The organism is Methylobacterium nonmethylotrophicum (genome assembly GCF_004745635.1).
GTDB lineage: Bacteria > Pseudomonadota > Alphaproteobacteria > Rhizobiales > Beijerinckiaceae > Methylobacterium > Methylobacterium nonmethylotrophicum.
In genome coordinates, this window is record NZ_SRLB01000007.1 from 159,812 (window position 1) to 182,083 (window position 22,272).

A 22,272-nucleotide genomic window follows, 5' to 3' on the forward strand; every position below is an offset into this window, starting at 1 on the left:
CGGCGCTGTCCACCCCGAAAAGCCGCGCTCGGAGCGTCAGCGCTCGATGCGCTGGGATTGCGTCGCGTTGGGGTCGCCGCCGCCGGCGCCGAAGAGCTTGCGCAGGAAGCCCGGGGCGATCGCCGAGAGCGGGTTGACGCTGATGTTGGGGGTGCTCATCGCGCCGGCGACCCGGAAGTTGATGCCGAACAGGCCCTCGTTGTGGCCCCCGCCCAGGAGCGGGCCGAAGATCGGCACCTGCGACACCACGTTGTTGAGGCCGTAGAGCGGCACGAAGGTGCCCGACACGTCGGTGCGGTCCTTGCCGGTGTCGATCCAGCCACCCAGCGTGAAGCCCATCGCCGGGCCGGAGATCGCGGCGTCCGTGAAGGCGATGCGGGTGCCGGCGCGCTGGAAGGCGGCGCGCAGGCGGTCGAAGCCGACGTCGTTGGCGTCGCTGCGGCGGTCCTCGGTGTCGCCCTGGGCCATGATCCGGCCGAGCGCGGGCTCGTTGCGCAGCGCGAAGGAGCGCACCTGCAGGAGGCCCGATTGCGGCCCGTCATTCATCGTCATCTGCAGCGACAGGAAGCCGCCCTGCATGCGCTTGTAGATGTCGAGGAAGCGCAACGCCGCGCCGGCGTCGCTGGTCTCGGCGTTGAGCACCGGCGGGCTGCCGCGCTCCGCCTTCGAGACCTCGAGGCTCACCCCGGCAGAGCGCAGGCGGCCCTGGATCCGGGCCTGGCGCAGGTCGTCGCCGCGCAGGGACAGCTTCAGGCTGGCATTGGTCAGGGCTTCCTCGTTGAAGCCGGTCAGGATCGCGAAGCTGAGGTCGGCCTCGACGTCGCGGGCCGGCGCCTCCCTGCCGCCTTTGCGGGGCGGCGCGGTGAGCGCGCGCAGGAACGGCCGCGCATCGGCGACGCCGCCTCTCGCGCTGACGCGGTAGCCGGCGCCGCTCCTCTCCACCTGGGCGCGGATGTCGTCGCCGGGAGAGAGCTTGAGGCTCGTGAGGTCGGCCCGCTCGAGGGTGCCCTCGGCTCCGACAGTCGCGCTGCCGCGCAGCTGCACCGGGCCGGATTCGAGCACGATGTCGCGCAGCTCGCTGCCCTGGCCGGTATCGGTGAGTGCGAAGGACAGGCGGCCCGGCTTGCCGGCGGCCTTGGTCCAGCCCGGCAGGAGCCCGTCGATGCTCGCCCGGGCGAGGTCGGCCTCGACCCGGATCGGGTTCTTGCCCGGGCGGCCGACCGGCACGGTGAAGCGCGTGGTCACCGGCCCGGCGAGCTGGGGAGCCGCCGGCAGGCCCTTGCGGGCGCGCACCGCGTCGTCGAGGGCGAGCGTCACCACCGCCTCGCCGGGCGTGCCGGCCTTGGCCTGGTGCAGGTCGACGGTCAGTGGCGCGCCGGCGAGGCGTCCGTCGCCCTTCAGGCTGAAGCCGTTCCGGTCGTAGGCGACCGCGAAGCGGCCGTTCTCGAGCCTGTCCTTGCCGACGAGGCGCTCGGCCGTGATGTCGGTGAGGCTGCCCGACAGGGTCACGGCTAAGTCGGCGATGTCGGGCACCGCCTCGAGGGAGAGGGGGAAGTCGACGCGCAGGTCGGCCTGGCCGCGCAGGGTCGCGGGGTCGAGCTCGGTGCCGGTGAGCGGGCGGAAGAGCCGGGTCTGGAGCAGCGAGGCCAGCGCGTCGGCACCACCCACGAGGCGCAGCCCGATCTGGGCGCTGACGTTGTGCGGCACCGCGTCCTTGATGACGAAGGAGCCGTCCTGGAGGCCGAGCGCCCGGCCGTCCGGCATGCGGATCTCGGCATTGGCGCCCCGGATCGTCGTGTTGCGGCCGGTGACGAGCCCGGCGACCCGAGCGCGGGAGAGCGGCGGCGCGTCGGGGGAGATCACGAGGCCGCCCTCGCTCACCGCGAAGGCGATCCGCACCGCCTGGTCGGGCATCGGCTCGCCCCGGGTCGCGGCGGCGAACTCGGCCATGCTCATGTCGACCAGGATGTCGAGGCTGTCGAGGCGCCCGGCCTTGAGGTTGTCGACGAGGTAGGTGCGGATCGGCGGGGCGACGTTCTCGGGCCAGAGCCGCAGGGCGGCGCGCCCGTCGGTGCGCTCGGCGGTGATGCGCAGGGTCAGGCCGCCGTCGTCGGCGCGGGTGCCGAGCGTGCCGCTGATCGTGCCGCGCACCCCGTCGCCCGCGAGCGCGAGGCTGTCGATCTGCACGCCGTCGTCGCGGCCCGAGAGCTTCGCGTCGACCTTGGCGATCCTGACGGCGGCGTCGCCGGGCGCCGCGCCGCGCAAGGTCGCGTCGCTGCCCGACAAGGTCGCGGTCCAGCCCGACCCGGCCCCGTCCGGCCCCGCCGCCCACTCGCCGGCGAGGCGCACCCGGTTGCCGGCGCCGCGATAGTCGAGGGCATCGACCTTCAGCGCCCGGCGGGCCTCGTCCCAGGCGGCGTCGACCGTCACCGCCTCGATCGTCACCGGGTTGAAGTCCTTCTCCTCGATCAGGAGGTTGCCCTCGCTGGTGACGAGGCGGAGCGTCATCCCGTCGAGGCGCGCGCCGTGCATCGCCACCTGGGCGCGGCCGGAGAGCTTGAGGTCGGTGGTGAGCGGCAGGCGCGACTGGCCGGAGAGCAGCATGAGGTCGGTCGCCGGCAGGTCGTCGAGGGTGAGCACGCCGTGGCGGCCGCCGTCCGGGGCCTGCTCGACGTCGCCGCCGAAGCGCCAGGGGCCGTGCGGGCCGACGATGCGCACCTCGAACACCCGCGCCGGCCGCGTCGCGTCGCGGTTGAACAGCCCGTCGACCCGCGGAAACACCACGCGCTCGGCGCCGGATTCGTCGAGGAGCGTCAGGCGGGCATTGGTCAGGCGGGCGCGGTCGAGGCTGCCGATCACCCCGGCCGGATCGAGGACGAGGCTCAGGATCGACGCCACCGTGGCGGAGACCGGGGAGACCGTGCCGCGGGCCGCCACCACCACCGGCGGGGTGTGGGGCTTGGCTTCCGCAGGGTCGCCCGAGGCCGCGAAGGCGATCGAGCCGTCGTGGTGCAGGAGCGCCCGCAATTGCAGGTCGCGGAACTCGACCGAGCGGGCCTGGACCGACAGGCCGAAGAGCGACCACAGGTCGATGGCGACCACCGCGAGGGGCGCCCGCACCACGAGGTCGCCCTCCGGGTTGCGGATGTCGAGACCGGTGGTGCGCAGGGCCAGCGCCCCGTCGCGGTCGATCTCGATGGCGCTGTCGTGCAGGCTCGCGCTCCAGCCGGGCCCGAGCCGCTCGGCGATGCCGGCGGCCACCCGGGGCTCGAGCCAGGCGAAGCTCACCGGCCCGCTCGCCAGGCGCAGGTAGCCGAGGCCGAGGCTCAAGCCCAGGAGCAGGACGGCCACGAGCTTGAGCACCAGCACGCCGCGGAGGCAGGTCCGCAGCAGCGAGCGGTGCGCCGCCTTGATCGGCGCCGCGCACGCGGCCGGGCCCGGCGCGGCGGGCCCCGGCTCGGTGGCGTGATCCATGCCCGTCGTGGTCACTCGGCCTGTCGTCACTCGCCCGTCGCTGCTCCCGGCGCGCCGCCGTTCGGGGCCCGCCCGGGCGTGACGGTCACGCTCCGGGTGCTGAGACCCCTGCCAATGATTGCCCGGTCCGGTGACCAGAGGGTAACGTCCTGCCGCTAATTCGTCGGGCCGCGCGCCGGGTCGGTTCCACGCCCGCCGCGGCGCCACGAGCGCCTCTCTGGAGAGGCACACCATCAATCGGCCGAAAGGAAGGCACGATGGCGCTGAACCCGGGTGACCCTGCCCCCGATTTCTCCCTGCCGGCGACCGGCGGCGAGACCGTGAGCCTGTCCGGCCTGAAGGGCCGCAAGGCCGTGCTGTACTTCTACCCCAAGGACGACACCAGCGGCTGCACGCTGGAGGCCCAGGCCTTCAACGGGCTGAGGCAGGCCTTCGCGGAGGCCGACACGGCGGTGATCGGCGTCTCGCCCGACCCGATGAAGAGCCACGACAAGTTCCGGGAGAAGTACGGCCTCGACTTTCCCCTGGCCTCCGACGAGACCAAGGCGATGCTCGAGGCCTATGGCGTCTGGGCCGAGAAGAGCATGTACGGGAAGAAGTACATGGGCGTCGAACGCACGACCTTCCTGATCGACCGCGACGGCACGATCGCCAAGGTCTGGCAGAAGGTGAAGGTGCCGGGTCACGCCGACGCGGTGCTGGAGGCGGCCCGGGCCTTGTGACGCGGGACGTCGCGTCATCGTGATCGATCGGCGCGACGGAATTTCCGCCCCCGCCCCGTCGTTCCGGGCCCGCGCCCGCAACCCGCACCCCCTCGATGCCGGCGATGCAGGATGAGACCGGGAGGCCGTTCGCCCGGTCGAAGACACGCCCGCGGTCATCGATCGCGGGTTGTCGGCCCGAGCGAGAACCAGGATCTCACGGAGACTTCGTGGCGCGGTGGATCCACTGCCCACCCCCTGCCGGGCGACAGCGGATCGACACCGTTGCGGGACATCGTTCTTCCGACGATCTTGAAACATCCTTAACCTTAACCCGCGACGGTCCCGGTCAGGTTACCGGACCGTCTCGATGCTCCCTTCCCGCCTCTCGTCCCTCGTCGCCCCGTTTCTGGCCCCGCTCCTGGCCCCGGCCCGCCCGCCCGGCGGACCGGATCGGGTGTGGGTGGTGGGGCGCCGGACCCTGGCGCTCGCCGCCCTGGTCTTCGGGGCCCTGGCGGTGTGGGCCAGTGCGGCGACCTGGTTCATCGTCTTCCGGGACGAGGCCCTGGCCCGGTTCATGGAGCGCCAGGGCGCGATGCAATACGCCTACGAGGAGCGCATCAGCGCCCTGCGGGCCCGGCTCGACCGGGTCGCGACCCAGAAGCTCCTCGAGCAGGACGGGGTCGAGACGCGGCTGGCCGATCTCGCCGGGCGCCAGGTCGCGCTCGAGAGCCGGCAGGCGATGCTGCTGGGCCTCGCCGAGCAGGCCGGCGGGGCCGCGGCCCTGGCGGGCGACGACGGCGGCGGCGCACCGCTTCCCGGCACCTGGCCGGGGCGCGAGGCCAAGCCGGCGCCGACCCCCACGCCCGAGGCGCTCGGCCTGCGCACGCAGGCCGACGAGGTCGCGCCCGCCCCGGCCCCCGGCGTCTCCACCCGGATGACGATGCTGGAGCACGCCCTCGACGGGTTCGAGGCGCGCCAGAGCCTGGTGGTCGGCCGCCTCGCCGCCCGGGGCCGGAGCGAGGCGGCGCGCCTGCGCGTGGTGATGGCCGAGACCGGGCTCGATGCCCGGCGCTTCGCACCCGCCTCCCGGACCGGCGGCGTCGGCGGCCCGCTGGTGCCGGCCGGCTCGGGTCCGTTCGAGACCGCGATCCTCCAGGCGCAGCACGATCTCGGCGAGCGCGACACCCTGCGGCGGATCGTCGGCGCGCTGCCGCTGCGGCGGCCGACCGTCGTCGATGCCGGCCTGTCGAGCACCTTCGGCTACCGGGCCGATCCCTTCACCCGTGGGCTCGCCCTCCACACCGGCATCGACCTGAAGTCCGAGTACGGCGCCCCGGCGCGGGCGACCGCCGCCGGAACGGTGACGCAGGCCGATTACGCGGGCGGCTACGGCAACATGGTCGAGGTCGATCACGGCCACGGCCTCGTCACCCGCTACGCCCATCTCTCGCAGATCCTGGTGGTGCCGGGCCAAGCGGTGACGGCAGGCCAGATGGTCGGCCGGGTCGGCTCGACCGGCCGCTCCACCGGCACGCACCTGCACTACGAGACCCGCATCGACGGCGAGCCGGTCGATCCGCAGCGGTTCCTCCGGGCGGGGGCGAGGCTGGCGGCACGCTGACCCGGCGCCCGCCCCGGCCGGCGGCGTTATCCGGTGGCCGTTTCGGCGGCGGCGCGCCCGTTGCTCGTCATCCTGGCCGATCTCTCCGCCGCCGCGGCGTCGCGCCCGTTCTCCTGCTCGGCCCGCAATTCGCGCTCGGCCAGGAGCCAGAACTCGATCTCGAACCCGTCCGGGCGGTGATTGCGCTCCCACAGGTCGTAGGCGCGGGCCCGGATCGCCGCCAGGGGAATCTCACGCATCTCCGATACCTCTTCCACGCCGGATCCCGTGCCGGGCGGCCGGCTTCACGGGGCCCCTATACCGTGGGTTGGTATCACTGTCGCGACGGAACGGCCGGGCGGGCGGCCGTTCGCGCCTCGACGGTAACATGTGTTGGTCTGGACCGGGCGGGCCCGAGGCCGCCGGTCGTCCCGGGGCCGCGGAACGGAACCCGCGATGACGACCGTCAGGCCGATGGCCCCTCCCCCGCCCGCTCGGTCCGCACCCATTGGGCCGGCCGGCCCAGGGCGAGGCGCGCCAGGATGCCGGCCTTGCCGGCGACGAGGCCCGGCAAGGCCCGCAGGTCGCGCCAGCCGAGGATGCCGCGTCCCCAGCGCCCGACCGCCAGACCGAAGGTGACGACGAGGAGGGCCAGGCTCGCGCCGGTGACGAGCAGGGGCGCCGCTCCGCCCCCGAGGGTCCACCACGCGAGCGCCGCCGCCAGGAGCCCGGCCTGCACGAGGCCGAGCGTCACCAGGGGCAGCACGCAGAGGTCGAGGGCGAGGGCGAGGAGCCGGGGATCGCCGCGACGCAGGGCGGCGCCGGTCAGGGCGCCGGCATAGGGCAGGATCAGCGAGACGTGGCCGTGCTCCCAGCGGGTCTGCTGGGCGTGCCGCGCCGCGGCTCCGGCGGGCAGGATGCTGTCCACCTCCGCTTCCGGACAGAAGCGGGGCGGATGGCCGGCGAGCGCCAGGTCGAGGCCGAGCTTGAGGTCCTCGGCGAGGTGCCCGCTCGCCAGCCCGTTCGTGCCGAGGAGCCGCGCCGGCACCGCGAAGCCGGTGCCGGAGAGGCCGCAGGGCCAGCCGAGCCGGCTGGCCCCGAGGGGGCGGCCGATCTGCTTGATCTCCGTCGCGAAGGTCGCGAGGCGCAAGGACGAGGAGGCCTGCGGCGGCGAGGCGAGGTGGTAGGCGGCCTGCACCGGCGCGTCGAGGGCGGCGCTCACGCGAGCGATCCGGTCGAGGCTGGCGGGCGCCAGGGTGCAGTCGGCATCCACCACCACCAGGGCCTCGGGCAGGCCGGTGCGGGCGAGGTGGCGGAGCCCGTGGTCGAGGGCATAGCCCTTACCGCGCCGCACCGGATCGTGGCGCTCCACCACCTCGGCCCCGGCGGCGCGGGCCTCGGCGGCGGTGGCGTCGCGGCAATTGTCGGCCACCACCAGAAGGCGGTCGCCATCGCGGAGGCCGGTGCGCAGGGCCGTCACCGTGCCGGCGATCAGGCCGGCCTCGTCATGGGCCGGGACCAGCACCGCCAGGGACGGGCGCCGGGCCGGCAGCGGCCCCGGCCGCACGGGCGGCAGCGAAGCGAGCACCTCTGCCGCGAGGACGAGGACCGGAACCGCACCGGCGAGCGCCAGGGCGCAGAGCAGGAAATCGATCAGGGTCATGGGCGGCGAAATCCTCGCCCGGCCGCGCGGGGGCACGGCCGGGGCACGAGACGGAAGGGAAAGGGTCTCAGAGCCTGTTTGACTGCCGACAAGGATATCAGACAGAATTGATCCATCCCATCTACGACCTCATCCTGAGGTGCGACTGAAAGGAGCCTCGAAGGAGTGTTCCAGATATCACAGAGATTGCTGGAGGCCTCCTTCGAGGTCACTCGATCTTCAATCGTGCGCGATCTCCGATCGCCGACACCTCAGGATGAGGTTGAGGATGGGATAAATTTGCCAGGTGGGTCAAACAGGCTCTCAGTACGCGGCCTGCGAGCGAAAAACCTCGCGCAGCGTCAGCGCCAGGATGACGAGGTCGAGGAGCAGCGACCAATGCGCGATGTAGGCGAGGTCGAGGTCGACGCGGCGCTGCATCGCCGCGGCGTTCGGCGTCTCGCCCCGGCAGCCGCGCACCTGCGCCCAGCCGGTGATGCCGGGGCGCACCGCGTGCCGCTCGGCGTAGCGGGCGACAACCCCCGAGAACTGCGCGTCATGCGCCACGGCGTGCGGCCGCGGCCCGACGAGGGACATCGAGCCGAGGAGCACGTTCACGAGCTGCGGCAGCTCGTCGAGGCTGGTGCGGCGCAGGATGCGGCCGATGCGGGTCACCCGCGGGTCGTCGCGCCGGGCCTGCCGGACCACCGCGCCGTTCTCGCAGCAGGTCATGGTGCGAAACTTCCAGACCCGGAACGGCCGGTTGCCGAGCCCGATGCGGCTCTGGCGAAACAGCACCGGCCCGGGAGAATCCCACTTGATCAAGACCGCGATGGCGAGGAGGAGCGGCAGCAGCAGCAGGAGGCCGGCCGTCGCTCCGGCGATGTCGAGGGCGCGCTTGAGCGCGGGGCCCATCCCGCGCCGCGGCATGCTCGTGACGAACGCCCGGGCGGCCGTTCCCGCGACCGCCTCGCCCGCGGGCGCCAGGGTCGGCAGGCCCGGGGCGAAAAGCAGGGCGAGGCTGCCGCCGGAAAGCCCGCCAGCGTCGAGCCCACCCCTCCCGATCCCATCATCGCCGCCCGCGCGGAATTGCGGTCGTGCTCCACGAGCCATGCGCCGTCTCCACCGTTAACGAGTGGTTAACGATAGGCAGAGGCGCGACCATCAGGTCAATTTCACCACAATATCAGGCCGACATACGTCGCTTCATCTTGAATTACTCCCTTCGGAGAATGACTATTACACCAGAAGACACGAAGCGACCGGTGCGCCGGGTGGGCCGGGGCCGGGCACCCAGGCCTGCCTACCGCTTATTGGGAGGCTGCGCCGGGCGTCGGGGCGGTCGAGGTTCGGCCAACCCTCGGCGATGTCCGGCGTCGAGCCTGCCGGGACGAGAAGGCCTGACCCGCATGCGCGCACGCTCCCGTCTTCCCGCCTCCCTCCGCCGCGGCCTCGTCCTCGGCGCGCTGTCCCTGCCGGCCGTGCTGGCGGGCCTGCCGGCGGGTGCCGCGGGCGGGCCGCCGGGTCCGGCCGCGGCCGGTCCGGGCGTCGCCGCGGCCGCCGCGGGCAGCCTCGCGGGCTACGCCCTCGGGCCCCTCGACCGCATCCGGCTCCGGGTGTTCGAGTGGCGGGCGAGCCGCGACGAGATCTTCGCCTGGACGGCGCTCAACGACGAGTTCACCATCGGGGCGGACGGCACGCTGTCGCTGCCGATCGTCGGCGACATCCCGGTGGCCGGGCTGCCGACCCGCGAGGTCGGCCGGCTGGTGGCCCGGCGCCTGCGCGACCGCATGGAGCTGGCGGACGCCCCCGACACCGCGGTCGAGATCGCCCAGTACCGCCCGTTCTACATCAGCGGCAGCGTCGACAAGCCCGGCGAATACGCCTTCCGGCCGGGGCTGACCGTAGCCAAGGCGGTGGCGCTGGCGGGCGGACCGCCGCGCATCGCCGATGGCGGCCTCCTGCGCCTCGAGCGCGACGCGATCACGGCGCGGGGCGACCTCGCCGGCCTGCACAAGGAGCGCGAGCAGCTGACCATCCGCCTCGTGCGCCTCGCCGCCGAGCGCGACGACAAGCCGAAGGTGGACTACCCGAAGGAGCTGGCCGCCCGCCCGGATCCCGGCCTTCTGGCGCTCATCGACCGCGAGACCTCGATCTTCGAGGCGCGCCGCAAGGCGCTCGCGACCCAGGTCGACGCGATCGAGGACCTGAAGCGGTTCCTGCGCCAGCAGATCGACGCCCTGAACGGCCAGCTCGCCACCATCGACACCCAGATCAAGCTGATCGCCACCGAGATCCGCAGCAACGAGCAGCTCGCCGAACGCGGCCTCGCCACGCAGCAGCGGACCATCGCGGCCGGCCGCGCGATGGCCCAGATGGAAAGCGAGAAGCTGCGCACCACCACCGAGCTCCTGCGCGCCCGCGAGGCGATCTCGCGCACCGACCTCGCGATCCTCGAGCTGCGCAGCCGGCGCGCCACCGAGGTCACGGGGGAGCTGCGCGACACCCAGCGTCAGCTCGAGCAGCTGAAGCCCCGGATGGAGACGGCCGAGCGGCTGATCCTGGAGGCCGAGGTCTCGGCCCCGCGCTACCTCGGCGACCGCGCCCAGGCCCGCCGCGCGAAGCCGACCTACCGCATCACCCGCCAGGGCGGTGCGGGGACGCAAGAGGTGGGCGCCGAGGAGGGCACGCCCCTGTTGCCGGGCGACGCCGTCAGCGTCGAGCTGCCGAACGCCGACCTGCCGGCGGTGTCCTGGCCGGCCTCGCCGCGGACGGGGGCGATGACGTCGTTGAACTGAGGGCGCTCAACCGCGGCCGCGCCACCACGCGACGACGCGCGTCCATTTCGCCTCGAGCCAGCGCGCCGCTCGCTCGAGCGACGGCTTCATGCCGGGGATGTCCTCGCTGAGGAGGGCGAGGCCCAAGGGGAGCATCCACAGGCCGAAGACCGGCAGGATCGCCAGGAAGCCGCCGACGATCAGCAGGAGCGCGGCCGGGATCCGGACCCAGCGCCGCGACGGCGCCCGCAGCCAGGTGACCGCGTCCCCGACCCGTCGCGGCAGGAGTTCGAGCAGCCGGGCGATCCGGGCGTCCCAGGCCGCGGCCAGCGGGTTCGGGGATCCTTGAGCAGGGTCTTGCGCCGTGGCGGGCGGGCGGGCGCGGGTGGTGTCGTGGCTGATCATGATGGGAAACAAAGCGGCAAAACGGCCCAACGGTTCCGCGCCGCCGCGCGGCACGCGTTTGCGCACCCTGCGAGGCCGCGCCGCATTGCCGAGCCCCGGCCCGCGACCTAACTCCAGGCCTCATGGAGAATACCGGCGAAGCAGGGTGCGGCGCCACCCCGGCGGCGGGCACCTTGCAGGTCCGCGTCGTCCAGAGCATCTCCGAGGTCGCGGCGGCGGACTGGGATCGCTGCGCCCTCTCGGCCGAATCGCTGGCGGGGGCGGCCGAGAGCCACAACCCCTTCGTCAGCCACGCCTTCCTGTCGGCGCTCGAGGATTCCGCTTGCGTTGGCGGCCGCACCGGCTGGCTGCCGCTGCATGTCGCGGTCGAGCGGGACGGCCGCGTGATCGGCTACGTGCCCTGCTACCTGAAATCCCACTCGCAGGGCGAGTACGTGTTCGATTACGGCTGGGCCGACGCCTTCGAGCGCGCCGGCGGCCGCTACTACCCGAAGCTGCAGATCAGCGTGCCGTTCACGCCCGTCACCGGCCCGCGCTTTCTGATCGCCCCGGGCGAGGATCCCGACGAGGCCACCGCCGCGCTCGTCGCGGGCCTGCGGGCGCTGCGCCAGCAGGTCAAGGCCTCCTCGATCCACGCCACGTTCCTGCCCGAGACGGAAGCCGAGCGGGCCGGCGATCTCGGCTTCCTGCGCCGGGTCGACCAGCAGTTCCACTGGGACAATGCCGGCTACAGTACCTTCGACGATTTCCTCGGGGCGCTTGCCTCGCGCAAGCGCAAGGCGATCAAGCGCGAGCGCCGCGACGCGCTGGCGGCCGGGCTCACCATCGAGTGGGTCACCGGCTCGGACCTCACGGAAGCGCACTGGGACGCGTTCTACCGCTTCTACATGGATACCGGCTCGCGCAAGTGGGGCCGGCCCTACCTCAACCGCCGCTTCTTCTCGCTCATCGGCGAGCGGATGCCGGAGCGCATCCTGCTGGTGATGGCCCGGCGCGAGGGCAAATACGTCGCCGGCGCCATCAACCTGATCGGCGACCGGGCCCTCTACGGCCGCAACTGGGGCTGCATCGAGGACCACCCGTTCCTTCACTTCGAGGTCTGCTACTACCAGGCGATCGACTTCGCGATCACCCGCGGGCTCGCCCGGGTCGAGGCCGGCGCGCAAGGGGAGCACAAGCTCGCCCGGGGCTACCGGCCGGTGATCACCCATTCGGCCCATGATATCGCCGATCCGTCCTTGCGCGCGGCGATCGCCGACTACCTCGCCCGCGAGGCGCGCCACGTCGAGGCGGCGGCGGAAGCCCTCGACGCGGCGACGCCGTTCCGCAAGGGCGAGAACGGCAAAGAAGAGGATGTCAGGGGCGAGGACTGACAGCGCCGTAGCGCGGCACCGCCCGGGCGGCTACGCTTCGCGCACGGGGCCCGCCAGAGGCTCCGGTTCGGGAGCGAGACCGTCATGTCGAGGAGCGAGGAAGGGCGCGGGCGCGCGTCCCGCCGGTTCATGCTGGGCTGCATCGGGGCGGCGGCCGTGGTGCTCGCCACGCCGGCCCTGGCGGACCAGGCCCTGCGGCCGCGCAGCGGCGAGGCCTTGGCGCCGGCCCGGCCGGAGGAGGTCGGGCTCTCCGCCGAGCGCCTCGGCCGCATCAAGCGGGTGCTGGAGGAGGAGGTGGCGGCCGGGCGCCTGCCCGGCGCCGTGGTGATGATCGCCCGGCGCGGCCGCCTCGCTTACGCCGAGAGCGTCGGCTTCCGCGACAAGGCGTCCGGCGCACCGCTCACCAAGGACGCGATCTTCCGCATCTACTCGATGACGAAGCCGCTCGCCTCGGTCGGCGCCATGACGCTGGTCGAGGACGGCCGCATCCAGCTCACCGACCCGGTGTCGAAATACCTGCCGGAGTTCAAGGACCTGAAGGTGGCGGCAAGCCGCCCGAACGTGCTGGGCGAAGCCTCTCCCGACCTCGTGCCGGCCGAGCGCGCGCCCACCGTGCAGGATCTTCTCCGCCACTCCGCCGGGCTCGCCTACGGCGAGATCACCACCAACCCGGCGGTGAAGGCGGCCTACACCAAGGCCGGCCTGTTCAAGCCCGATTTCGACTACAACACCACCGACCTGACGCCGGAGGAATTCACGACGCGGATCGCCGCGGCGCCGCTCGCCTACCAGCCCGGCACGGTCTGGCAGTACAGCCTCGCGGTCGACGTGCTCGGCCGCGTCGTCGAGAAGGCCTCCGGCCAGCGCCTCGGCGACTACCTGGCTGAGCGTGTCTTCCGGCCGCTCAGGATGACCGAGACCGGCTTCTCGGTGCCGGCCGACAAGGCCGGCCGGATTGCTCAGGCGCTGCCGACCGACCCCGCCACCGGCGCGCCGAACCGGCTCATCGACGGCGCGGCACCGAAGAACGATTCCGGCGGCGCCGGCGGCTACGGCACGGCCGGCGACTACCTGCGCTTCGCCCAGGCGCTCCTCGACGGCGGCAGCCTCGACGGGGCCCGGGTGCTCAGCCGCACGACCGTCGAGCTGATGACCGCCGACCATCTCGGCGACCGGATCAAGCCGGTGGTCAGCCCCGGCGAGCTGCTGATGGGCGTGCCCGGCTACACCTTCGGCCTCGGCTTCATGGTGCGCAAGGAGGCGGGCGTCGCCGGCGTGCCGGGCTCGAAGGGCGAATTCATGTGGGCGGGCTATGCCGGCACGTTCTTCTGGGTCGATCCCAAGGAGGACCTGGCGGTGGTGATGATGACCCAGGCGCCGGGCCCGAGCCGGGCCTATTACCGGCGCGAGATCAAGCAGCTCGTCTACGGCGCCATCGCCGATTGAGCGGGCCGGGGCGCGGGCGGGCATGCGTCCGCGCCCCTGGACTCGCGGAATTCGGCACCCGAGGATGCGCCCCGTCCGGCCCGGGCGCGACCCGGGCCCTGTCCGGGAGCCTTTACGCCGCATGTCACCGATCGACCGCATCCGTGCCGACCTCGAGGCGCTCACCGCCATCCGGCGCGATTTCCACGCCCATCCCGAGCTCGGCTTCGAGGAGGTGCGCACCTCCGGCATCGTGGCCGAGAAGCTCGCCTCGTGGGGGATCGAGGTCCATCGCGAGATCGGCCGCACCGGCGTCGTCGGCATCCTGAAGGGCCGCGGCACCAGCGACCGGCGCATCGGGCTTCGCGCCGACATGGACGCCCTGCCGATCGAGGAGGCGACCAACCTCCCCTACCGCTCGACGGTGCCCGGCAAGATGCACGCCTGCGGCCATGACGGCCACACCACGATGCTGCTCGGCGCCGCCAAGTACCTGGCCGAGACCCGCGACTTCGACGGTACCGCGGTGTTCATCTTCCAGCCCGCGGAAGAGGGGTTGGGCGGCGCCCGCGCCATGCTGGCCGACGGGCTCTTCGCGCGCTTCCCCTGCGACGAGGTCTACGGCCTGCACAACAACCCGAGCGGGCGCACCGGCGAATTGTCGATCCGGGCCGGCGCGGCCATGGCCGCCGCCGACTTCTTCGACATCCGCATCATCGGCCGCGGCGCCCACGGGGCGCAGCCGAACCGCGGCATCGATCCGGTGGTGGTCCAGGCCGCCCTGGTCCAGGCGCTCCAGACGATCGTCAGCCGCAACGCCAACCCGCTGCAATCGGCGGTCCTGTCGATCACCCAGGTCCATGCGGGGGCGGCCTACAACGTGATCCCGGAGGAGGCCCACCTCGCCGGCACGATCCGCACCTTCGACGACGACGTGCGGGCGCTCGTCGCCCGGCGCATGCGCGAGATCGCGGCCGGCGTCGCGGCGACCTTCGGGGCCGAGATCACGGTCGAGATCCGCGACATCTTCTCGGTCCTGCGCAACAGCGAGGCCCAGACGCAGGCCGCCGCCGAGATCGCGAGCGAATTGTTCGGATCCGCCCAGGTCGACACCGCGCCCGAGCCCAAGATGGGCAGCGAGGACTTCGCCGACATGCTGCACGCGGTGCCGGGCGCCTATGCCTGGCTCGGGGGCAAGGCCGGGGCGAACCTGCACAACGCCGCCTTCGACTTCGACGACGCGATCATCCCGCTCGGCGCCGCCTACCTGGCCCGGCTGGTCGAGCGGCGCTCGGCGGCGACCGCCGGCTGAGCGCCGGTTTCGATCGCGCCGCGGGTCGGATAGGGTCCCGGCCCCACATCCCTCAGCGTCATCCCGGGGCTCGCGCCAGGCGGGGTCCCGGGACGGCGCCGAGGACGGCAAGGCCGGCGACTGCGCCGCGGAAGGCTTCGACAGGGATACGTGCGATGACCGAGACCGCCTACGACCCCCAGAACATCTTCGGCAAGATCCTGCGGGGCGAGGTGCCCTGCCACAAAGTCTACGAGAACGCGCACGTCATCGCGTTCATGGACGTGATGCCCCAGGCCGACGGCCACACCCTGGTGGTGCCGAAGACCCCGAGCCGCAACCTCCTCGACGCGGATCCGGCCACGCTCGGCCATCTCTACGCCGCCGTGCAGATCGTGGCGCGGGCCGCCAAGGCCGCCTTTTCGGCCGACGGCGTCGCCGTCTACCAGTACAACGAGGCGGCGGCGGGCCAGACCGTGTTCCACCTCCACGTCCACGTCCTGCCCCGCCACGAGGGCGTCGCCCCGCGCCGCCACGTCAGCGGCATGGCCGACCCGACGGTGCTGGCGGAGCATGCGGAGCGGATCCGGACGGCGCTCGAGGGCTGATCCGGTCGTTACTGACGCAACGCAGCTCAGGACAGGCGCGAGGATTCTCCTCTTCCCGCCAGCGGCGAGAGGAGCGACCTACGCCTCTTCTTTTTCTGAGGCGCACTTCGATCCGACGTGAGCATCCAAAAAGAAAAGCCGCCCTCTCGGGCGGCTCTCCTGTCGTCTCGCTCTGCGTCGCGCGATCAGCGCGAGTAGAACTCGATCACCAGGTTCGGCTCCATCTGCACCGGGTAGGGCACCTCGGACAGGGTCGGCACGCGGGTCATGCGGGCCGTCATCTTGCCGTGGTCGACCTCGATGTAGTCGGGCACGTCGCGCTCGGCGAGCTGGCTCGCCACGACGACGATCTCGAGCTGCTTGGACGATTCCTTGATCTCGATCACGTCATCCGGCTTCACGAGGTAGCTCGGAATGTTGACGCGCACGCCGTTCACCCGGATGTGGCCGTGGTTCACGAACTGGCGGGCGGCGAAGGGAGTCGCCACGAACTTCGAGCGGTAGACCACCGCGTCGAGGCGGCGCTCGAGCAGGCCGACCAGGTTCTCGCCCGAGTCGCCGCGCAGGCGGATCGCCTCCGCGTAGTAGCGGCGGAACTGCTTCTCGGTGATGTTGCCGTAGTAGCCCTTGAGCTTCTGCTTGGCGCGCAGCTGCGTGCCGAAGTCGGACATCTTGCCCTTGCGGCGCTGGCCGTGCTGGCCCGGGCCGTACTCGCGGCGGTTCACGGGGCTCTTCGGGCGGCCCCAGATGTTCTGGCCCATGCGGCGATCGAGCTTGTGCTTCGCCTGAACGCGTTTCGACATCGCGTGTCCTCTGAGAACTTATCGCATCACGTATGAGAGGAACGCGCCCTCCTCCCCCCGAATCCGGGGCGACAGAGCGGCCGTGACGAGCCGCTCGCGGGTGCGCAAAATGCTGCGGGGCCCCGAACCGGAGCCCCGCGAACCGGGCGCTCATAAGCGACGAGGCCTGTTCGGTCAAGCGTCAGGGCGCGCGCGTCACGGCCGGAACCGCCTCTCGGCCTCCGCGTCCCGGGCGCCCAGGATCGACTCGTGGTCGCCCGGCACCGCGACGAAGGAGGTTCCGGCGGGCGCGGCCCGGGCCAGGCGGAGGCCGTACTTCACGGGGATCACCGGGTCGGCGTCGCCGTGCACGATCAGGATCGGCACCGCAACCGCGCCGATGATCCGGTCCGTGCGCCAGGGATCGGCGAGCAGGCCTGCCGGCAGGAGGCGGAAATGGTGGCGCGCCATCGCGGTCATCGAGTCGAACGGCGCCTCGAGGTAGAGGCCGAGCATGCCCGCCGCGCCGGCCCGGACAGCCACCGCGACCGCCACCGCGGTCCCGAGGGAATGGCCGTGCAGCAGCACCGGGGCCCCCGGCGCGCGCCGCCGTGCCTCGGCGAGGGCCGCGAGCCCGTCGGCGATCAGCCCGGCCTCGCTCGGGCGCCCGGTCGAGCCCGGATAGCCCCGGTAGGCCGGCGCCATCACCCCCCAGCCGTGAGGCCGCCAGGGCCCCGCGGCGAACCGCTCGGCGTGCCATTCCGGCAGCGAGCCGTTGCCGTGGAAGCTCACCACCACGCCGGCGCCGGGTGCCGGCGGCAGCCACAGGGCGCGCAGGCGCTCGCCGTCCGGGGTCGTGATCGTGATCCGCTCGACCTCCGGCGGCAGGCGGGCGCCGGCCACGGGCACCCGGCCGCCCTGCCCCGGATAGAGCAGGCCGCGCTGGAACCACCAGAACGCCGCCACGACGGCGGCGTAGAGCACAAGGATCGCGAGCAGCAGGCCGGCCGCGACCACCGCCGCCTGCCGGACGCTCACTGCAGCACGAGCGGCATCGCCTCGACCGCCACCTCGGCGATGCCGCGCTCGCCGAGCGCCGTCCGCAGGGCGGGCGTCAGGCGGGCACCGCTGGTGAAGGTCGCCGCCACCGGACCGGCGGGTTCATCGTGGAGCGGGCCGCCGAGGAGGTGGACCATGCGCCGGGCCACCGCCGGGGCGGGGTCGATCCACGTCACCGGCCAGGGGGCGATGCGCGCGTACCGGGCGAGCAGCAGCGGATAATGCGTGCAGGCCAGAACCACGACGTCGGTGCGGCCCGCCGGCGTCTCGACGAAGCAGGGTGCGATCTCGGCCAGGATGGCCGCGTCCGGAACCGGCAGGCCGGAGAGGTCCGCCTCGGCGAGGGAGGCGAGCCCCGTCGCGCCCACGAGGGTGACCGCGCAGCCGCCGGCATAGGTGTCGATCAAGTCGCGGGTGTAGTCGCGCCGCACCGTGCCCGGGGTGGCGAGCACGCTGACGAGCCCCGAGCGGGTCGCCGCCGCGGCGGGCTTGATCGCCGGCACCGTGCCGACGAACGGCACCGCGAAGCGGGCGCGCAGGGCCGGCAGGACCAGCGTGGTCATGGTGTTGCAGGCGATCACCACGAGATCCGGCGCGTGCAGCGCCATCAGGCGCTCCATCACGGCAAGGACCCGCGACAGCACCACCGCCTCCGGGAGCCCGCCATACGGAAAGGCCGCGTCGTCGGCGGCATAGACCACCCGGGCGTCCGGCCGGGCGCGCCGCACCTCGGCGAGGACCGTGAGGCCGCCGAGGCCGGAATCGAACACGAGAACCACCGGCGTGCGCGCGATCGGCGCCAGGGGCGCCGCGGCAGTGCCGGCCATCAGATCGAACCGCATGGGAGGTCTAGACCGAGAGGCAGAGAATCGAGTGCCGGCCAGAGTCCGGCGGGGTCGTTAAGGCTTGGTCACTGCGGCGGCAAAATGGCCCCGCTTCCCCCGCGGTGCACACGATCCGGCCCTCTCGCACCGCAGCACAAGCTGCGCGGTAACGCCGCGCCGGAGAAACGAGTTCCCCGGACCCGCGTTAGCCGTGGACAATCAGTCTACGCATGAGGGAAGATCTGATGGCAGCGACCGCGACCGCGCAGGTCACCGACACGCGCCCCGTTTTTCCTCCGCCCCCCGCCGCGGCCCGTCCGGTCGACCGGGGCGCCTGGATCGCAGCCTTCCGCCACGTGCGCGACGAGACCGAGCGCCGCGCCGCCCCGCTCTCCGCGGAAGACCAGCAGATCCAGTCGATGCCGGATGCGAGCCCGACCAAGTGGCACCGCGCCCACACGACCTGGTTCTTCGAGCAGTTCCTGCTCAAGGAGCGGGTGCCGGGCTACCGGGTCTTCGACGAGCGGTTCTTCTACCTGTTCAACTCCTACTACGTGCAGGCGGGTCCGCGCGCGCCGCGGATCAGCCGCGGCCTCGTGACCCGGCCGACCTGCGACGAGGTCGCGGCCTATCGCGCCCATGTCGACCGCGCCGTCGCCGGCCTGATCGCGGATGCGCCCGAGGGGCAGCTTCCGGACATCGTCGCCACCGTCGAGATCGGCCTCAACCACGAGCAGCAGCACCAGGAGCTGATGCTCACCGACATCCTGCACGCCTTCGCGCAGAACCCGCTGCTGCCGGCCTACGACGCCGGCTGGCGCTGGCCCCGCCTGTCGCAGGAGCCGGGCCGCGTCGTCCTCGACGGCGGCGTGACCCAGATGGGACATGCCGGCGAGGGCTTCCACTTCGACAACGAGGAGCCGCGCCACGACGTGCTGCTGCGGCCGGTCGGCCTGGAGCGCGGCCTCGTCACCAACGGCGAGTGGCTCGAATTCATGCAGGACGGCGGCTACGCCAGGCCCGAGCTGTGGCTCTCGGACGGATTCGTGGCGGCGCAGACCGAGGGCTGGGAGGCGCCGGGCTACTGGCGGCAGGCCGACGGCGTGTGGTCGAGCATGACGCTCGCGGGGCTGAAGGCGGTCGATCCGGCCCTCCCGGTGACCCATGTCAGCTACTACGAGGCAGACGCCTTCGCCCGCTGGGCCGGGCGCGACCTGCCGACGGAAGCCGAGTGGGAGGCGGCGAGCGGCGCCCTCGACGCCGCCTTCGGGCATGTCTGGCAATGGACCCGCAGCGCCTACAGCGCCTATCCGGGCTACCGCCCGCTGCCCGGGGCCCTGGGCGAGTACAACGGCAAGTTCATGGTCAGCCAGTTCGTGCTGCGCGGCTCCTCGGTGGCGACGCCCGACGGTCACAGCCGGCCGACCTACCGGAACTTCTTCTATCCCCACCAGCGCTGGCAGTTCACCGGCCTGCGTCTATCTCAGTACGGTGCGTGAGGCGTGACGCGCCTCGACGCGGGTGCCGCGAGGACCCGCGACATGCCCGCACGACCTCGGAGTTTTGCCCGTGAACGCCCCGATTCCCCATCTCGCGCCGGCCGCCCCGCTCGACGGCGGTCCCGACCGGAGCTTCCTGCAGGACGTGCTCTCGGGCCTCGGCGCCCCGCGCAAGCAGCTCTCGGCCAAGTACTTCTACGATCGGCGCGGCTCCGAGCTGTTCGAGGCGATCACCCGCCTGCCCGAATACTACCCGACCCGCACCGAGCTCGCGATCCTCGATCGCGACGGCCCCGAGATCGCCGCCGGCCTGCCACCGGGCGCGGCCCTGGTGGAGTTCGGCAGCGGCTCCACCACCAAGGTGCGCCGCCTGCTGCCGCATCTGCCCGATCTCGCCGCCTACGTGCCGGTCGACGTGTCGGAGGAGTTTTTGCGCAGCGAGGCCGACGAGCTCGGCCGCGACTTCCCGCGCCTGCGCGTCGAGCCGGTGGCGGCGGACTTCACCAGGCCCTTCGGCCTGCCGGACGACCTGAAGGACGCGCCGAAGGCCGGCTTCTTCCCGGGCTCGACCCTCGGCAACTTCGAGCCCGAGGCGGCGGCCGCGCTGCTGGGCAGCTTCGCCCGCACCCTGGGGACGGGCTCGACCCTGATCGTCGGCATCGACCTCGTGAAGGACAAGGCGGTGCTCGACGCCGCCTACGACGACGCGGCCGGGGTGACGGCGGACTTCAACCTCAACCTGCTCACCCGGATCAACCGCGAGCTCGGCGCCGATTTCGACCTCGACGGGTTTTCGCACCAGGCCTTCTTCGACGAGAACCTGGGACGGATCGAGATGCACCTGGTGAGCCGGAAAAGCCAGCTCGTCACCGTGGCCGGGGTGCCGTTCCACTTCGCCTCCGGCGAGACGATCCACACCGAGAACAGCTACAAGTACACGGTGCCGGGCTTCCGGGCGCTCGCCCGGGCTGCCGGCTGGGAGCATGCCCGCGTCTGGACCGATCCGGACGGGCTCTTCTCGGTCCACGCGCTGAAGGCCAGCACCATCCGGCGGCACTGACGGGGACGGCATGGGCGGCTCCCGCGATCTCGGCCCGTCCGCCTCGGGCGCCGTCGAGGCGTTCCTCGAGACGGCGCGGCGCGTCGCCCCGCCGGCCGGGGACGCCCCGCGCCTCGTCTTCGCCCTCGACGCCACGATGAGCCGGCAGCCGACCTGGGACCTCGCCTGCGCGGTCCAGGCCGCGATGTTCGAGGCGACGGCGCGGCTCGGCGGCCTCGCGGTGCAGCTCGTCTACTTCCGGGGCCTCGCCGAGTGCCGGGCCTCGCGCTTCGTCGCCGATGCGCGGGCGCTCACGGGACTGATGCAGGTGGTAACCTGCCAGGGCGGCCGGACGCAGATCGGCCGGGTGCTGCGCCACGCCCGCAACGAGGCCGGGCGCGGCCCGGTCAAGGCCCTGGTGCTGGTCGGCGACGCCATCGAGGAGGATCTCGACGACCTCTGCGGCGTCGCCGGCGAGCTGGGCCTGCTCGGCCTGCCGGCCTTCTGCTTCCATGAGGGGCCGGACCCGACGGTCGCAGCCGGTTTCTCCGAGATCGCCCGGCTCAGCGGCGGCGCCTCGGCCCGCTTCGACCTCGCGGCGCCCGACGTGCTGGCGGCGCTGCTTCGCGCCGCGGCGATCTACGCCACCCGGGGACTCGACGGATTGCGCCTGGCCGCGCATGAGGATGCGGCGGCGCGCCGGCTCCTCGCCGGCATGACCGGCGGGTAGACACGGTCGTCTCCTGCGCGAACCGAGGGTGACGGACAGACGGATGATCGCCCTCGGCCTCGGTGTCCTGGTCCTCGTCGGCCTGTGGTGGCTCGGCCGCCACTACGCGACCGCGAACCCTGCGACGATCGCGCGGGCGGTCCGCCAGGCCGGCGGCTGGCTCGCGCTCGCGGCGGCGGCCTTCCTGTTCCTGCGCGGGCGCTTCGACATGGCGGGGGCGCTCGGCCTCGGCGGCGCGTGGCTCCTCGGCTGGCGCCAGGGCTCGCCCCTCCCCTTCGGCCTCGGCCGGTTCGGGTTCGGCCGGTTCGGTCTCGGCCCGGCGGCACCGCGGGCGGAGGCCGTCTCGCGGGTCTGCTCCGCCCGGCTCGAGATGGAGCTCGACCACGCCAGCGGCGCCATGCGCGGCACGGTGCTGTCCGGCCCCTTCGCGGGCCAGGCCCTCGACGGCCTCGATCTCCCGCGCCTCACCGGGCTCCTGTCCGAGTGCCGCGCCGGGGACCCCGACGGCGCCCGGCTGCTAGAGGCTTATCTGGACCGCCGGTTTGCCGGATGGCGCGTAGACGCTGAGGCTCACGCGGACCCGCGGCCGGGCGGTGCGGCGCAGCCAGGGCCGATGACGGAGGAGGAGGCCTATCAGATCCTGGGGCTTCAGCGCGGGGCGCCCCTCGAGGAGGTGCGCCGGGCGCACCGCACCCTGATGAAGCGGCTTCACCCGGACCAGGGCGGGTCCGACTACCTGGCGGCCCGCGTCAACGCGGCCAAGGATTTTCTGCTCAACCGACATCGCTGATACTCCACGCGCGTGTCGACGGAACCGCGGCAGGGACGCGCCGCGGCGGGGGTGTATTCGGGTGTATTTGCGAATTGGGCCCGCTTCCGAGAGACGCATCCGCGGATGGCGCCCGGCGCGGGATCCCCTCTCCAGGCGATACCAGGCTTGCCTGGTATCGCTCCAAGGTGTGGGAGACGAGTAGGGGCGATCGAAGATCCCGCACGGGCCTGCGGCCCGCGTGGGGGTGGAGACGGTGCCGAACAACTCT

The 22,272-nt window shown here is 72.8% G+C and carries 19 protein-coding genes; 11 read left to right on the forward strand and 8 right to left on the reverse strand.

Translation table 11 applies throughout. The features are described from left to right. Window positions 1-36 precede the first annotated feature (36 nt). A complete protein-coding gene (locus EU555_RS11335; RefSeq protein ID WP_135414875.1) occupies window positions 37-3,474 on the reverse strand; it encodes a YhdP family protein in 3,438 nt (1,145 codons plus the stop codon). Window positions 3,475-3,731: 257 nt separating this feature from the next. On the opposite strand from EU555_RS11335, the gene bcp reads away from it, so the two are divergent. Next, the gene (bcp, locus tag EU555_RS11340; protein WP_135414750.1) at window positions 3,732-4,196 is read left to right on the forward strand and encodes a thioredoxin-dependent thiol peroxidase; all 465 of its coding nucleotides are present in this window, start codon (window positions 3,732-3,734) and stop codon (window positions 4,194-4,196) included. Window positions 4,197-4,545: 349 nt separating this feature from the next. Next, window positions 4,546-5,799: a M23 family metallopeptidase gene (locus EU555_RS11345; RefSeq protein ID WP_245524248.1), complete on the forward strand. Its 1,254-nt coding sequence runs from the start codon at window positions 4,546-4,548 to the stop codon at window positions 5,797-5,799. 26 nt (window positions 5,800-5,825) lie between these two features. Here EU555_RS11345 and EU555_RS11350 read toward each other — a convergent pair whose 3' ends face one another. The 3 genes from EU555_RS11350 to EU555_RS11360 all read right to left on the reverse strand — a co-directional run bounded on the left by EU555_RS11350 (window position 5,826) and on the right by EU555_RS11360 (window position 8,533). Then, window positions 5,826-6,038, reverse strand: a complete 213-nt coding sequence (locus EU555_RS11350; protein ID WP_135414751.1) for a DUF2934 domain-containing protein — start codon at window positions 6,036-6,038, stop codon at window positions 5,826-5,828. 206 nt (window positions 6,039-6,244) lie between these two features. Further along, window positions 6,245-7,441: a glycosyltransferase family 2 protein gene (locus EU555_RS11355; RefSeq protein WP_135414752.1), complete on the reverse strand. Its 1,197-nt coding sequence runs from the start codon at window positions 7,439-7,441 to the stop codon at window positions 6,245-6,247. Window positions 7,442-7,744: 303 nt separating this feature from the next. Beyond that, window positions 7,745-8,533, reverse strand: coding sequence for an exopolysaccharide biosynthesis polyprenyl glycosylphosphotransferase (locus EU555_RS11360; RefSeq protein ID WP_135414753.1), 789 nt, complete (start codon window positions 8,531-8,533; stop codon window positions 7,745-7,747). A gap of 296 nt (window positions 8,534-8,829) precedes the next feature. Here EU555_RS11360 and EU555_RS11365 point away from each other — a divergent pair, with 296 nt between their 5' ends. Continuing rightward, window positions 8,830-10,218, forward strand: a complete 1,389-nt coding sequence (locus tag EU555_RS11365) for a polysaccharide biosynthesis/export family protein (RefSeq protein ID WP_167858515.1) — start codon at window positions 8,830-8,832, stop codon at window positions 10,216-10,218. Between the two features lie 6 nt (window positions 10,219-10,224). Here the strand turns inward: EU555_RS11365 and EU555_RS11370 are convergent, their stop codons facing one another. After that, window positions 10,225-10,602, reverse strand: coding sequence for a hypothetical protein (locus tag EU555_RS11370; RefSeq protein ID WP_245524249.1), 378 nt, complete (start codon window positions 10,600-10,602; stop codon window positions 10,225-10,227). Window positions 10,603-10,724: 122 nt separating this feature from the next. Between EU555_RS11370 and EU555_RS11375 the strand changes: the two genes are divergently transcribed. From EU555_RS11375 to EU555_RS11390, 4 genes are all read left to right on the forward strand, one after another. Then, complete coding sequence (locus EU555_RS11375) at window positions 10,725-11,975, forward strand: GNAT family N-acetyltransferase (protein WP_135414755.1); 1,251 nt, start codon at window positions 10,725-10,727, stop codon at window positions 11,973-11,975. Between the two features lie 84 nt (window positions 11,976-12,059). Continuing rightward, window positions 12,060-13,421: a serine hydrolase domain-containing protein gene (locus EU555_RS11380; protein ID WP_135414756.1), complete on the forward strand. Its 1,362-nt coding sequence runs from the start codon at window positions 12,060-12,062 to the stop codon at window positions 13,419-13,421. 121 nt (window positions 13,422-13,542) lie between these two features. Then, complete coding sequence (locus EU555_RS11385; protein WP_135414757.1) at window positions 13,543-14,712, forward strand: M20 aminoacylase family protein; 1,170 nt, start codon at window positions 13,543-13,545, stop codon at window positions 14,710-14,712. Between the two features lie 155 nt (window positions 14,713-14,867). Continuing rightward, window positions 14,868-15,299: an HIT family protein gene (locus EU555_RS11390; protein WP_135414758.1), complete on the forward strand. Its 432-nt coding sequence runs from the start codon at window positions 14,868-14,870 to the stop codon at window positions 15,297-15,299. A 185-nt stretch (window positions 15,300-15,484) separates the two neighbouring features. On the opposite strand, the gene rpsD is transcribed toward EU555_RS11390, so the two are convergent. The 3 genes from rpsD to murI all read right to left on the reverse strand — a co-directional run bounded on the left by rpsD (window position 15,485) and on the right by murI (window position 17,982). After that, a complete protein-coding gene (gene rpsD / locus EU555_RS11395; protein ID WP_048433566.1) occupies window positions 15,485-16,102 on the reverse strand; it encodes a 30S ribosomal protein S4 in 618 nt (205 codons plus the stop codon). A gap of 195 nt (window positions 16,103-16,297) precedes the next feature. Next, window positions 16,298-17,119: an alpha/beta hydrolase gene (locus EU555_RS11400; protein ID WP_245524250.1), complete on the reverse strand. Its 822-nt coding sequence runs from the start codon at window positions 17,117-17,119 to the stop codon at window positions 16,298-16,300. Next, window positions 17,116-17,982: a glutamate racemase gene (gene murI, locus EU555_RS11405; RefSeq protein WP_135414759.1), complete on the reverse strand. Its 867-nt coding sequence runs from the start codon at window positions 17,980-17,982 to the stop codon at window positions 17,116-17,118. The genes EU555_RS11400 and murI overlap by 4 nt, the downstream gene beginning before the upstream one ends. A 227-nt stretch (window positions 17,983-18,209) precedes the next feature. Between murI and egtB the strand changes: the two genes are divergently transcribed. From egtB to EU555_RS11425, 4 genes are all read left to right on the forward strand, one after another. Further along, the gene (gene egtB, locus EU555_RS11410; protein WP_135414760.1) at window positions 18,210-19,463 is read left to right on the forward strand and encodes an ergothioneine biosynthesis protein EgtB; all 1,254 of its coding nucleotides are present in this window, start codon (window positions 18,210-18,212) and stop codon (window positions 19,461-19,463) included. Between the two features lie 70 nt (window positions 19,464-19,533). Next, window positions 19,534-20,523, forward strand: coding sequence for an L-histidine N(alpha)-methyltransferase (gene egtD, locus EU555_RS11415; protein WP_135414761.1), 990 nt, complete (start codon window positions 19,534-19,536; stop codon window positions 20,521-20,523). Window positions 20,524-20,533: 10 nt separating this feature from the next. Continuing rightward, complete coding sequence (locus tag EU555_RS11420; RefSeq protein WP_135414762.1) at window positions 20,534-21,232, forward strand: vWA domain-containing protein; 699 nt, start codon at window positions 20,534-20,536, stop codon at window positions 21,230-21,232. Window positions 21,233-21,275: 43 nt separating this feature from the next. Next, the gene (locus EU555_RS11425) at window positions 21,276-22,022 is read left to right on the forward strand and encodes a DnaJ domain-containing protein (protein WP_135414763.1); all 747 of its coding nucleotides are present in this window, start codon (window positions 21,276-21,278) and stop codon (window positions 22,020-22,022) included. Window positions 22,023-22,272: the final 250 nt, after the last annotated feature.